This is a genomic window from Edwardsiella tarda ATCC 15947 = NBRC 105688 (assembly GCF_003113495.2).
GTDB classification, from domain to species: Bacteria; Pseudomonadota; Gammaproteobacteria; order Enterobacterales; family Enterobacteriaceae; genus Edwardsiella; species Edwardsiella tarda.
Genome location: NZ_CP084506.1, coordinates 1465382 through 1479226 on the forward strand (window position 1 = coordinate 1465382; position 13845 = coordinate 1479226).

General features: G+C 52.5%; 11 protein-coding genes and 1 pseudogene. 3 read left to right on the top strand and 9 right to left on the bottom strand.

From position 1 onward, the window contains the following. Positions 1-180: 180 nt before the first annotated feature. The 7 genes from DCL27_RS06800 to DCL27_RS06830 all read right to left on the bottom strand — a co-directional run bounded on the left by DCL27_RS06800 (position 181) and on the right by DCL27_RS06830 (position 8215). Positions 181-1668 carry an FGGY-family carbohydrate kinase gene (locus tag DCL27_RS06800; protein WP_035597643.1) on the bottom strand — a complete coding sequence of 496 codons (1488 nt, stop codon included), beginning with the start codon at positions 1666-1668 and terminating at the stop codon, positions 181-183. Next, the gene (locus DCL27_RS06805) at positions 1665-2555 is read right to left on the bottom strand and encodes an L-ribulose-5-phosphate 3-epimerase (protein WP_050979571.1); all 891 of its coding nucleotides are present in this window, start codon (positions 2553-2555) and stop codon (positions 1665-1667) included. The genes DCL27_RS06800 and DCL27_RS06805 overlap by 4 nt, the downstream gene beginning before the upstream one ends. After that, positions 2548-3600: an ABC transporter permease gene (locus DCL27_RS06810; protein WP_035597646.1), complete on the bottom strand. Its 1053-nt coding sequence runs from the start codon at positions 3598-3600 to the stop codon at positions 2548-2550. Before DCL27_RS06810 ends, DCL27_RS06805 begins: the two co-directional genes overlap by 8 nt. A 13-nt stretch (positions 3601-3613) precedes the next feature. Further along, a complete protein-coding gene (locus DCL27_RS06815; RefSeq protein ID WP_035597649.1) occupies positions 3614-4600 on the bottom strand; it encodes an ABC transporter permease in 987 nt (328 codons plus the stop codon). Continuing rightward, positions 4593-6095 carry a sugar ABC transporter ATP-binding protein gene (locus tag DCL27_RS06820; RefSeq protein ID WP_035597651.1) on the bottom strand — a complete coding sequence of 501 codons (1503 nt, stop codon included), beginning with the start codon at positions 6093-6095 and terminating at the stop codon, positions 4593-4595. The genes DCL27_RS06815 and DCL27_RS06820 overlap by 8 nt, the downstream gene beginning before the upstream one ends. Before the next feature lie 67 nt (positions 6096-6162). Beyond that, positions 6163-7167, bottom strand: a complete 1005-nt coding sequence (locus tag DCL27_RS06825; RefSeq protein WP_035597654.1) for a substrate-binding domain-containing protein — start codon at positions 7165-7167, stop codon at positions 6163-6165. Between the two features lie 238 nt (positions 7168-7405). Then, positions 7406-8215, bottom strand: a complete 810-nt coding sequence (locus DCL27_RS06830; RefSeq protein WP_035597657.1) for a DeoR/GlpR family DNA-binding transcription regulator — start codon at positions 8213-8215, stop codon at positions 7406-7408. Between the two features lie 429 nt (positions 8216-8644). On the opposite strand from DCL27_RS06830, the gene araD reads away from it, so the two are divergent. Next, positions 8645-9340 carry an L-ribulose-5-phosphate 4-epimerase gene (gene araD / locus DCL27_RS06835; RefSeq protein ID WP_035597659.1) on the top strand — a complete coding sequence of 232 codons (696 nt, stop codon included), beginning with the start codon at positions 8645-8647 and terminating at the stop codon, positions 9338-9340. Between the two features lie 74 nt (positions 9341-9414). On the opposite strand, the pseudogene DCL27_RS06840 reads toward araD, so the two are convergent. Both DCL27_RS06840 and dsdC read right to left on the bottom strand, forming a co-directional pair. After that, positions 9415-9763 (bottom strand): annotated as a pseudogene (locus DCL27_RS06840) (transposase); the annotation flags it as partial. A gap of 40 nt (positions 9764-9803) precedes the next feature. Then, entirely contained in the window at positions 9804-10733 is a 930-nt protein-coding gene (gene dsdC, locus DCL27_RS06845; protein ID WP_005293944.1) for a DNA-binding transcriptional regulator DsdC, read from the bottom strand. A 227-nt stretch (positions 10734-10960) separates the two neighbouring features. Here dsdC and dsdX point away from each other — a divergent pair, with 227 nt between their 5' ends. Then, complete coding sequence (gene dsdX / locus DCL27_RS06850; RefSeq protein ID WP_005287028.1) at positions 10961-12298, top strand: D-serine transporter DsdX; 1338 nt, start codon at positions 10961-10963, stop codon at positions 12296-12298. A gap of 17 nt (positions 12299-12315) precedes the next feature. Continuing rightward, on the top strand, positions 12316-13644 hold the full coding sequence (gene dsdA, locus DCL27_RS06855) for a D-serine ammonia-lyase (RefSeq protein WP_035597702.1): 1329 nt from the start codon (positions 12316-12318) through the stop codon (positions 13642-13644). The last annotated feature ends 201 nt before the right edge of the window (positions 13645-13845 follow it).

Consider the following 13845-nt stretch of genomic DNA (forward strand, 5'->3'; position numbering starts at 1 on the left):
TATTATCAAATGTGACGATGTATCGTCCCACAGTGGCACAAGATGTAGGGGCGACTATTCCATTAAAAAAGCTGGTATGACGAAGTGGTGAGTAAACAATTGACTCAACTTTTTTGATTATCCCATGGTGCGAGAAGGACAGACCGCTCCCCGCATCGTTGGTGCGAGGTCACTCCAAGGTTAGTTTTTTCCATATGCTTCACTTAATGCGGCGGCAATCCGCTTAAATTGCTCAAAGCGTTTTCTTAGCATCGTATGTCTGGCTGAGTTTGGCTCCAGGCGGACAATGGGAGGCTGGCAGTGCTTCATCGCAGTCTGGAAATTCTCATATTCTCCGGCACCCACCGCCGCGCAAATTGCGGCGGCGCGACAGCCGGATTGTTTCACGTTCACTATCTCCAGCGGAAGATTACTGGCGTCGCAGAACATCTGCATCCAGATATTCGAATGAGTCGGACCACCGGTAAAGCGAATGACTTCGCTGCTTGGGGTTAGTGCTTGTATACGGTCCTGATGCAGTAAATGCGAAAAAACGATACCCTGATAAATCGCATAAACCATATCTTTCCGGCTGTGGTGACCACTTAAGCCGAGGAAGCCGCCGTGCAGGCTGTCGTGGAAGTTGGAACCGTACAGCCACGGATAAAATTGAATGTCGATATCTTTCTCGTAGCCGTCCTGCGCCCATTGATTGAGCTGCTGATAACTGTCCGGCAGATCCGGGAAGAATTGCTGTACAAACCATGCGAGATTGCTGGCAGAGGTCGGACTGCCTTCATGAACGAAGAAGGTGCCGGGAATGCAGTATTTTCCCCAGACATAGGGATAAGCAGAGGTCTCAATATGATCAAACACGCGGGTGGCAATACTCCAGGTGCCTGCGACAGCACTTAGACAGTGGCTGTCGTGGGTGCCCGAAGTCAGTGCCGCGCCGACCACATCAAACAGCCCACCGAATACCGGTGTCCCTGCTGTTAAACCGCACAACGCAGCGGCCTGTGGCGTCACGTATCCGGCACGCTCGGCGGAGCCAATGACCGGCGGAGCCTTATCCACCATCTCTTCAATGCCAAAGAGAGTAAACACGGTGCGATCAAACTCCCCTGTCTGCTGGTTGAACAGATTACTACCGGAGATGTTGGTCTCTTCGCAGGCAAATTCACCGGTCAGACAGGCGCGGATATAGTCGTGAACCATCAAGATGTAGCCTGAGCGCTGATAGCTATCTGGCTCGTACTCTTTCAGCCAGCCTAGCAGCGCCGCAGGGTGGGATGGCCACAGCTGTTGCAGACTGTAGCTGTAAGCCTCTCTGTCACGCCCCTCCATTTTCCAGCGCCTCACCAGCGACTGTGCCCGCGAGTCAGAAGATACAATACCATGACGTATTGGCTGGCCTTGTTTATCAACCAGGTAAAGCCCTTTGCCGTGGGCAGAAAAACTCACGCCGTGAATCGCCTCTGCTGCAATACCGCTTTTTGTCAGCACCTGGCGGATAACCTGACAGGTGGCCGACCATAGTTCAGTCATATCCCGTTCGCAGAATCCCAACTGAGCACTAAGCAGCGGCACGGCCAGCTCAATAACGTTAACTTCTTGACCGTCCGCGGTATAAATTCCTGCTTTGGTTACCGTACCGCCTAAATCAATACCCATATAGTAGTGACTCATATGGCCTCCGGATTGTGCTGCGTAGCGTGTGCTCCCCAGCCTGCAAGTTGCATTTTCTCTTCAATCCACTGACGGGCGCGGATGATTTCCAGTAGGGGGTCATCCGCATTCTCCGTCCACATTTCAATCAGGAATGTGCCACGATAGTTCAGGCGGCGTAGGGTCTTAAAACACTGCACGAAGTCAACACAGCCTGCGCCGAACGGTACATCACGAAACTGTCCCGGAGAGTCCGGAGTTACCGGCAGGGTATCTTTCAGGTGGATGGCTGCAATACGATCGATTCCTGTGGCCAGTTCGCGCTCAACCTCATTGCCCCAGGCTGTCAGGTTGCCGAGGTCGGGATAGACGGTGAACCAGGGTGAACGAATTTTTTCGTTCAGCGCTTGCCATTTACTGATCGAGTTCATAAACGGCGTATCCATGATTTCTACCGCGCACATTACCTGTGCTCCGGCGGCTAGCTCAACAGCCCTGGCGATGGCGTCTTCAAAACGGGCGATGGTTCCGTCGTCCTGTGATTCGTAATAAACATCGTAACCGGCCAGTTGAATGGTGCGGATACCCAGATCCTGCGCCAGCTGTACTGCTTTGGTCATAATGGTATATGCCTGCTGACGGATCTGCGCATCGTGGCTGCCGAAGGGGAAACGGCGGTGAGCCGACAGGCACAGGGTGGGAATACGCACACCGGTCTGCTGTATGGCCTGGAGTATCGCCATGCGTTGCACCGGCGTCCAGTCCAGACGAGCCAGCCGCTCATCGCTTTCATCAACCGACATTTCGACGAAATCAAAACCGCAGGATTTTGCGACGGCCAGCTTCTCCAGCCAACTGCTCCCTTTTGGCAGCGCTTTTTCATAAATTCCTAATGGATGTTTACGCATTGTCTCTCCCACGAGTTGTCTGCAGCTGCTGGTACTTTTTGCGGTTAAGCTTCATTGCTCGCTGAGCCTGCCATTGGTTTTTACAGAATTTGAACGCCAGGGCAAAAATCAGCGTGATGCCCCATACCGCTAGATTGAAGTGCAGGCTGACCCCAGCCAGGCTCAGTCCGGTGGCGATCACCTGCAACACCAGTAGCGCGCAGAACACATGAATAACTTTGCCAGTGCCGCCAAATGGGTCTGTTCCACCCAGCACAATAGCCAGCACGGTCAGTAGCAGGTAAGAGTCGCCGTAGCCCATGCGTGCCGAGTTGAAACGTGCCATCATGATCAGTCCCGCCAGCACGCACAGCAGGCTGGAGATGGCATAAATCGCCATCATGATGCGATCGGTACGAATCCCGCTGAACCAGGTGGCATTGATGTTGCTGCCGCACATATAGATGTTTTTACCCAGCCGAGTTCTGCCCAGCAGCAGTGCTAAAAACGCGCTGGCGACGATAAAAATAATCAGCGGTACCGGGATCCCAAAAATTACCTCCGATCCCATGCTGCGTACCACCGGTGGCATGCCGCTCAGTGCCGCGCCTTTGGTCAGATACACGCCGATACCGCTGATAATGGTCATGCTACCGAGTGTCACTAGAATCGGGTGCGCGCCGATGCGGGAGATCATCAGCCCGGTCAGGATGCCGATGATTACTGCAATCACCGCCGCACCCAGCAGCGCCAGCATCAGCCACATCAGTTGTACGCCAACGTGAGCATCAACTGGAACATAGTGGATCAGCAGCCAGGCCATAAACAGGCTGGTAAGATTAGCTGTACCGATAATTGACAGATTCAGGCCGCCGCTCAACATTGGTACAAACATCGCAAAAGTCAGTAGACCCAGTTCCGGCAGCTGAAACGCAATGCTCAGAAAGGTATTTTCGGTAAGGAATCGGCCCGGCATGGCTAGCGAAAAGGCAATAGTTGCCAGCAGACAGATGCAAAGCAACCCCGTACTGGTGCCGTCCAGAGGGAAAAACGTTTTATTTTTCATTGAAAAGTCTCCATCAGACGAAGCCGACATCGGTTTCTTTGCGCTTTTTATAGTGGGTGACGCAGATAGCCGCGATGATAACGACGCCAATCACGATGTTGACGAAATAGCTGGAAACGCCTATCAGGTTCAGACCATTCTTCAGAATGCCGATCAGGAATACGCCCATCAGCGTGCCAGTCACCGAGCCTCTGCCGCCGGAGAGGCTGGCGCCGCCCAGTACCGCGGCGGCCAGCACATCCAGTTCGCCACCGACCAGGGCGTTGGGTACGACTTCGCTCATGCGGTACGCCTGTAACATGCCGCCAATCGCAGCCGCCGCGCCTAAGTAGCCATAGGCGAACAGATAGATCACCGAGACGCGAATACCGATACGACGTGCGGATTCGTTGCTGCCGCCGACGGCATACAACTGTCGCCCAATATGGGTTTTGTTCAGCAGCAACCAGGTCAGCAACGCCATGCCCAGCATTACTATCACTGGCAGACCAACCTGATAACTCTCACCGCCATATTCGAAGGGGAGGATAGTACGCTGGCTGACCCACCAGTCTGGCAGGTCGTAGATACTGTGGCCGTTGGTGGTCCACATCAGCATGCCGAACAGTAGCGACTGCATGCTGATGGTGATAATGATAGAGACGATATTGAGGTAATAGATCAGTACGGCGTTAAGCAACCCGAAAACTACACCGCAGACAATCGCCAGCACGATACACAGCAGCGGGCTGGTAATTACGTCGTTCAGCAGCAGCGAGGCAATGAAATACTGAGCCACGGACGCCACGGCAGCGAAGGAAATATCGATGCCGCCGGTGACCAGTACAACAAATAAACCCAGCGCGAAAACTCCGGTGACGGCGTAGCTTTCTGTTAAATCCAAAAGGTTCTGAATCGATAAAAACTCACTGCTTAAGATCGAAAACAGCGCCAGCATTAACACGATAACCAGGCCCAACCAGCCTTCAACTGAGCGGGGAACTTTGAAAATGTTAGCCATTGATAGCCTCCGCGAGTTGATGTTCGCTCAGCATTGAAGGAATTAACTCATTAACGATCCTGCCTTGCTTCATATGTAGTACGCGATCACAGTTGTAATAGGCTTCCGAGGCTTCATCGGTGATCAGTAGTACTGAAATACCGACGCCGGAAAGGCGGTGAATAAGTTTGTAAATACTGTCTTTTGCGCCGATATCAACGCCAACGGTTGGCGCATCGAGAATTAAAACTTTTGGTCGGGTGAGGATCCATTTCGCCAGCACGACTTTCTGCTGATTACCACCTGAAAGGGTCGAAAGGGGGTTATCCAGGTTGCTGACTTTAATATCCAGATCGTTAATCCACGCCTGCACCAGTGTGTTTTTACGCTGCTCATCGAGCAGATGCCACGGTGTTTTAATCTCATCAAGAATGGCGATAACCATATTGTCGGCGACTGACTGTGGCAGGATCGCGCCCAGTGTCAGGCGATCTTCCGATACATAGGCTATGCCCATCTCTCGTGCCTGGGTGTTGTCTTTGATCCGAATTTTTTTACCGTCCAGCAGGATATCACCGCTGTCGGGATGGGTGATGCCAAACAGACTCAGCGCTAGCTCGGTGCGGCCAGAACCCAACAGCCCGCACAGACCCAGCACTTCTCCACGGTGCAGTTGCAACGAGATATCGGCAAACTGGCCTTTTCGGCTCAGCTTGTTCAGCGCCAGTACCACCTTGCTCGTTTCGGCGTTAGGCAGTTTCTGCTGGTGCTCAATGATTAATCCCGTCATTAATTCAGTAATTTTGCTGGTTGAGAGCGAGGAGGCATCCCAGGTGCCGATTTTTTCACCATCGCGAATCACAGTGATGCGGTCGGAAATCTCTTTTACTTCATCGAGACGATGGCTGACGAAGACCACGGTGATATTTTTATCCCGCAGGTAATTCACTGTACGCAGCAACTGGTTCACTTCCGTGCGTGTTAGCGAGGCGGTGGGCTCATCCATAATCACCAGTCGGGCATCGGCCACCAGTGCGCGACAAATAGCGATCTGCTGGCGCTGGGCGATTGGCAGATGCTGAACCAGTGCATCAGGGTCGATATTGAACGACAACTCGTCTAGGGTCTGCTGTGCTTTTTCTTTCAGTTTTTTGTGCTTAAACCAGCCGAAGTAACTCTTCAGATTATATTCGAAGGCAATATTTTCAGCGACGGTAAGATTGGGAAACAGCGACAGATCCTGATAGATAACCTGAATGCCCAAATCTCGGGCACGACCTGGTGTGAGGCGTGAGTGCGCTTTGTCATCAATAATGATTTCACTGCCAATATCGGGGGCATAAACGCCGCTGATCGTTTTAATCAGAGTGCTTTTACCACAGCCGTTTGCCCCAGCCAGACAGTGGACCTCGCCTTTATTCAGTGTCAGCGTAATATTTTTTAATGCCTGATGACCACCAAAGCTCTTTGACAGCGCATTCAACGTAATTAGCGCGGAGGCATTGTTATTTAGCATGATTCTTTCCCTGGTATCAGAGTTGAATATTGCCGGAGCAGTAGGGCTCCGGCAATATGGCTCATGGTCAGAGGCCCAGTTTTACCAGACGTTTAGTGTTTTCCAGATCCAGTTTTTCTGGGTTATCGCTGAGGATAGTATTTCCCTTGATTTTGATGACGCCCATGTTGCCCAGTTTGACGCCATCTTTGATTGGCTCGCCGTTCATCATGGCGGTAGCCACCTGGACAAACACTTTACCGGCGATCATCGGGTTAGATATATAGCCGCCGTCGATGGCACCTTTCTCCAGCAGTTTGATACCCTGGCCCGGCGTGAAAGTGCCGAAAACGCAGATCGCATCGTTTTTCTTACGCTTATCAATGGCACGACCCGCACCGATTGGTCCCTGAGAACCGAAGGACATAATGCCTTTCAGATCTTTGTGTCTTGACATCAGGTCGTTGGCTGTACGCATGGAGTCATCGACCGATTCGGCGACGCCAAAACGGTCTTCAACCAGCTGCATTTTCGGATAATGTTCTTTCTGATAGGCGATGGCGGCGTTGGCCCAGTCATTAACCAGTGGAACGGTCAGGCTGCCGACGAACATGGCATATTTACCCTCCTCACCCATGCATTTGGCCATGTCTTTCATATGGTTAGCACCCATCGTCTGAGTATCAAGCAGTTCGAAGTCCCAGTCGGCATTGGCCTGTGCCGGTGATTCATGAGTAATAACCTTAATGCCCGCTTCCTGAGCGCGTTTCAGCACCGGCTCTAGTACCTTGGCATCATTTGGCACCACACCAATCACGTCAACTTTCTTGGCGATTAAATCTTCAATGGCACGCACCTGCTCGGCCGGGTCGGCAGTAGTCGGCCCTACCTGCCAAGCATTGACACCCAAGGTGTTACCTTCTTCTTTAATTCCCTGTTCCATCACGTTAAACCAGGGAATTCCCCCAACTTTCACCACCACGCCCATAGTAAAAGGCTTGTTAGCTTTTTGCGGGACCGCAGCGTCATCAGCCCAGGTGGAAAAAGAAGTGAGCAGTGAGGCAATTACGTAGGGTATGATTAATTTTTTCATTATCAGGTCCTCAACGGGGATATTTAACTTATAATCGGCTTTGGCTAGTGCCTTGTTACATCATTGATGCAAACAACAATAGACAACATGATTTAACATGTTGATTCTTATTAAAATAAAAAAGATAGCATGTAATTCTTTATAATATGATATTGTAACTTCCACTGGTGTTGGTCGTAATAAAATATCCGTAGATAAAATTTCTTGTAAGGAAGAAATTTCATTTAAGCGCCGCTTATCATTTATCAACCTCAATCACGTTAAATTTCTGGCTAGTTCCCCAGTTTCTTTCTTCGGTCACTTTATCCGTGATTAAAATATCAATATCGTCAAACATACAGATCTTGCAAAATGCGAACTGATCAAACTTGCTGGAGTCGGCCAGCAGAATTTTCTTGCCGGAAACCTGCAACATTACCTGTTTTAAGCGGGCATTGATTTCACTACCATCACGGATGCCATTTTCTAAATTCAGCCCCTGGCAGGAGAAAAAGAAAGTATTAATCTGAAAGTTACGAATAGCACTTTCGGCTACCGGCCCATGGAAATCATCGTGGCGCTCCGAGTATTCACCGCCACAGCCGATGATCCGAACCTTATCGCGGCAGGCAAGCGCCTGAATAATTGTGAGCGAGTTGGTGACCACGGTGATATCAATATCCGGAATTTGTCGTGCCAGAAACCAGCAGGTACTGCTGTTATCTAGCAGGATGCAGTCACCTGGATGAATGAATTGAAGAGCAGCTTTGGCCAGTTTCATTTTTATGTCGGGATGCTCTTCAGCTCTTTTACGTAAAGACTCAGCCCGATCAATGGTGTGAGAATTATAGAAAGCCTCCTGCACCGGGAGGCTCCGTTCATCGTAATCATTCAGCGAGACGGCACCGCCAAAGCTGCGGATCAGCTTTTTATTTCGCTCCAGCAAATTTAAATCACGACGGATAGTCTCCTGTGAGACTTTACACATGGCTGACAGCTCAGCAACCAGTGCAGAACCATGCAGTTGCACATAGCTACAAATCATTTTGTAACGTTCAGCTTGTAACATAGCGCCTCACACGCGTTGCATTATGATATGGGATAAATACTCTTACTTTATGTTTTTTTTTAAAGTGATTGATTTCAAGAAAACTGTCTATTAATTATCTATCGTGTTTTATCGTGATATTAATCACGAAATATTATTGCAATTTCATTTTGTTCTGCGAATTTCTCTAATTCTTATCACGTAAAATCAGACATTATCGCAGTTAAAATGACATTAACATCTTCAAATACACATAATCGGACATTGACTCAATGTCCGTATATGCCCGAATATGACCGTTTGCTTTTGTTTTAAACTGCTCGCCGCTTTTCGGTGCTTTCCGCTACACAGCATTAGGCGTAACGTAATAACCCTCAGTCACTTACTTTCATAATTGGCAGCGTCTCAATGACTGTCTGTAAATAGGTTATTTATTATGTGAGGTATACAATGCTGCAAAAACTAAAACAGCAGGTGTTTGAGGCTAATCTATTATTACCCGTTCATCACCTGGTCACCTTTACATGGGGAAATGTCAGTGGTATCGATCGCGAGCGAGGTCTAGTGGTAATTAAACCTTCTGGCGTAAATTATAAAGATATGAAGCCGGAGGATATGGTGGTGATTGACCTACAGACTGGAAAAGTTGTGGAGGGTAAAAAAAAACCATCTTCCGATACCGCAACGCATCTGGTGCTTTATCGTGCCTTTGAATATATCGGGGGTATTGTTCATACCCATTCGCGACATGCCACAATCTGGGCCCAGGCCGGTCAGCCATTGAAGGCGTTGGGCACGACCCATGCAGATTATTTTTATGGCACAATACCTTGTACTCGCCTGATGCGTAATGAGGAAATTAATGGCCAGTATGAATATGAAACCGGTAATGTCATCGTGGAGACGGTAAAGCAGCAGGGTATCAGTGCGAAGGATATTCCGGCAGTGTTGGTAAATGGACATGGACCATTTGCCTGGGGTTCGGATGCTGATAACGCGGTACATAATGCTGTCGTGCTTGAAGAGATCGCCTATATGAATTTGTTTACCCATCAACTGAGGTCTGATGTGGATAGTCTGCAACAGACCTTGCTCGATAAGCATTTTCTGCGTAAACATGGGGAAAATGCCTATTATGGGCAGTGATTTTTTATAAAGGGAATCATTGTTAAGGGGCGGGAGGCGGTAAATGGCGCTGACTTGATTTTCTGGTGGGGTTATCGGATAAGTTCAGAGAAAAATTCAGCGTTGGTAACGTTGTTCAGCGATAGGTCTGCGCAAATAACTTGATGCGTGCTCGCATCAATAGCCAGATGCTGTTTTTGCCAGACATGGCGGCGTTCTTTGCCCTATTTTTTGACGCTCCACTCACCTCCGCCGAAAAACCTTCAGCCCTCGGATGGGCGTTTTAAAACGGACATTAACCGACTTAGCCCGCTTGCCGACATGGGTGTAATCCAGACTGCGCAGCGGGATCGCCATCAGGGTAAAAATAACATTAATAAAGCCCTATGCGACCCGCAGGGTCGGTCGGAAGACGCGTTTAACCACCGGGACAGTGGAGCTGGCACCAATACGAATCGTGGCGACGGTCTCATGGCAGCGGAGCTCAGCGCTGTGCCTGTTGCTGTAGCCAACCGATAAAGGCGTCGATTTTGGGCCACTGGCGACCCGGTAGGGTGGTGGCATAGTAGTGCTGATGGCACTGCAGCGCCATTTGGCCGAAGGGGGCGATCAGCTCGCCGCTGTCGAGCCGCTTTTGCACCAGTCGCTTACGTCCCATAGCCACCCCAATATGGTTCATCGCGGCGATGACCGCCAGATCGGAACGGTCGAATCCAATGCCGGCGGCGGGCGGCAGGGGAACGGCAAAATGCTGCGCCCAGCCGAACCACTCATCGGTGCCGGAATCGTTGCTCCAGGCCTGTCTATCGTGCAGCAGCGTACAGTGCTGCAGATGGTGCGGCGCGTTCAGCAGGTTGAACTGCCGGGCGTAGTCGGCGCTACAAACGGGGAGGATGGCCTCATCCATCAGGAAATGATGGCTCAGCTGTGCCGAGGGGGCGTCGTCAAAATAGATGGCCACATCAACCCCCGACCACTGCAGGTTGACGTTGTCATTGCCGGTCAGGATCGTTAGCGAAATCGAGGGGTAGCGCCGGGCAAAGTCGCCCAGGGCGGGTACCAGCCAGCACTGCGCGATGGAGGGGCGGGAGTAGACCGTCAGGGTGCCGGAAAGACGCTGGTTTTTGATGTCCAGGAGCTCCTGGTTCAGGACATCTAGCGATGACTTCAGTGCCCAGTATACCCGCTTGCCCTCCGGCGTCAGCTCGACCTTTCGGTGCGAACGCACGAACAGCAGAATAGCCAGATCGGCCTCCAACTGGGTGATCTGATGGCTGATGGCGCTGGGACTCAGGGAAAGCTCGGCCGCGGCCAGGGCGAAGGACTGGTGGCGGGCGGCGACCTCAAAGGTATGAAGCTTGGCAAGCTGCCAGCCGTTAAGGGGGCGGTTTCTGACTTCTCGTAGCGATTCCATGGCGTCAATCAGGCAGGGAGCAAAGGGAAGGAGTGTAAATAAATTTGCTGCATATTTCATCATATCGATGAGCATTTCTGACTTACTTTCCATTCCTGGCGTTTTATTTGATGCTAGTCACGCCATTGCATCTATTTTCCTCATGTGAGCCGCCAATTATATCGTTTGTCAGCCGATGCGGTTTCTTTGTTCAATAGTACCGGGTTAATTACAGGGAAAGGTGAGATATGCACTCGCAAATTTGGGTTGTGGGCACGCTGCTGATCAGCATCGTGTTAATCGTACTGACTATCATAAAATGTAAACTGCACCCGTTTCTGGCCTTGCTGCTGGCCAGTTTCTTTGTCGGCACCATGATGGGAATGGGGCCGCTGGATATGGTTAACGCCATTGAGAGCGGTATTGGCAGCACGCTGGGGTTTCTGGCGGCGGTGATCGGCCTGGGCACCATCCTGGGCAAGATGATGGAGATCTCCGGGGCGGCAGAGCGTATCGGCATCACCCTGCAGCGCTGCCGCTGGCTCTCTACCGATGTCATTATGGTGCTGGTAGGGCTGATCTGCGGCATTACGCTGTTTGTAGAAGTGGGCGTGGTGCTGCTGATCCCACTGGCATTCTCCATTGCTAAGAAGACTAACACCTCACTGCTGAAGCTGGCGATCCCGCTGTGTACCGCGCTGATGGCCGTGCACTGTGTGGTACCGCCGCATCCGGCGGCGCTGTTTGTGGTGAATAAGCTGGGCGCGGATATCGGCACGGTGATCGTCTATGGCCTGCTGGTCGGCTTAATCGCCTCGTTGGTTGGCGGGCCGCTGTTCCTGAAGCTGGTCGGCAACCGCCTGCCGTTTAAGGCGATCCCGGCAGAGTTTGCCGATCTGCAGGTGCGCGATGAAAAGACGCTACCCTCGCTGGGCGCCACGCTGTTTACCGTATTACTGCCGATTGCGCTGATGCTGGTAAAAACCTTGGCCGAGCTGAATATGGCGAAGACGGGATCGCTGTATACGCTGTTGGAGTTTATCGGTAATCCGATAACCGCCATGTTTATCGCCGTCTTTGTCGCCTATTACATTCTGGGGCTGCGTCAGCATATGGGGATGGGGACGCTGCTGAGTCAAACCGAAAATGGCTTCGGCGCTATTGCCAATATCCTGCTGATTATTGGCGCAGGCGGTGCGTTTAACGCCATTTTAAAAAGCAGTGGCTTGGCGGACAGCCTGGCGCTGATCCTTTCTAACCTGCATATGCACCCGATTTTGCTGGCCTGGCTGGTGGCGCTGATCCTGCATGCGGCGGTGGGGTCGGCGACGGTGGCGATGATGGGGGCCACGGCGATCGTGGCGCCGATGCTGCCGCTGTATCCCAACGTCAGTCCTGAAATCATCGCGATCGCCATCGGCTCCGGCGCGATTGGCTGCACGATCGTCACGGACTCGCTGTTCTGGCTGGTGAAGCAGTATTGCGGAGCAACGCTGAACGAAACCTTTAAATACTATACGACCGCAACCTTTATTGCGTCGATTATTGCCCTGGCAAGCACCTTCTTGCTCTCTTTCATTATCTAAGTATCACGAGACGTATGATGACGAACATTAATATGACCTCACTTATTGCCCAGTATCCGCTGGTGGCCGATCTGGTGAATTTACGGGAAACCGTCTGGTTTAACCCGGCGACGACGACGCTGGCGGAAGGGCTCCCCTATGTTGGCCTGACGGCGCAGGACGTGCAGGATGCCCACGATCGCCTGGCCCGCTTTGCACCTTATCTGGCCAAGGCGTTTCCGGAGACGGCGGCGACCAACGGTATCATTGAGTCCGAGTTGGCGGCGATCCCAGCCATGCAGCGGCGCCTGGCACAGGAGTACGGCCAGCCGATCGGCGGTCAGCTGCTGCTGAAAAAAGACAGCCATCTGCCGATCTCTGGCTCCATTAAGGCTCGCGGCGGCATCTACGAGGTGCTGGCGCACGCAGAAAAGTTGGCGCTGGAGGCCGGTCTGCTGACGACGGATCAGGACTACAGCATCCTGCTCACCCCGGCGTTTAAACACTTTTTCAGCCAGTACAGCATCGCCGTTGGCTCCACCGGTAATCTGGGCATGTCTATCGGCATTATGAGCGCCAGCCTGGGCTTTAAGGTGACCGTTCATATGTCGGCCGATGCCCGCGAGTGGAAGAAGGCCAAGCTGCGCAGCCACGGCGTGACGGTGGTGGAGTATGAAGAGGACTACGGGGTGGCGGTAGAGCAGGGGCGTAAGGCGGCGGAGTCCGATCCCAACTGCTTCTTTATCGACGATGAGAACTCCCGCACCCTGTTTTTGGGCTACGCGGTGGCCGGCGAGCGGCTGAAGGCGCAGTTTGCCGCGCAGGGGCGTACGGTCGATGCCGATCATCCGCTATTCGTCTACCTGCCGTGCGGCGTCGGCGGCGGTCCCGGTGGGGTCGCGTTTGGCCTGAAGCTGGCCTTCGGTGACAACGTACATTGCTTCTTTGCCGAGCCGACCCACTCTCCCTGCATGCTGCTGGGGGTGTATACCGGCCTGCATGACGCCATCGCCGTACAGGATCTGGGGATCGATAACCTGACGGCGGCAGATGGACTGGCCGTTGGCCGCGCCTCTGGCTTTGTGGGGCGGGCCATGGAGCGCCTGCTGGACGGCTGCTATACGCTCGATGATCAGAGCCTGTATAACATGCTGGGCTGGCTGGCGCAGGAGGAGGGCATTCGTCTGGAGCCCTCGGCGCTGGCCGGTATGGCGGGACCTGTCCATGTCTGCGCCTCGGCGGAGTATCCACGAATGCACCACTTCGGCGAGCAGCAACTGGCGCAGGCGACCCATCTGGTGTGGGCGACCGGCGGCGGCATGGTGCCTGAACGCGAGATGGCGCAGTACCTGGCGAAAGGACGCTGATGCGTGAGCGACCGTCCGGTGGCGTTTTGTTGCCGGGGACCGTACTTTTAGGGGGCTACGCCGCAACCGCCGAAATTTCCGTCAGCGAACGGATGGCCATTGCCGGGCGGCATAAAGTTGGGGTTCTACGCTGGAACCCCAGAAATTTCCATCACGATTTCTTTTGCGGGAAGCTCCCACCTTTTAGGCGGGATAGGTAGC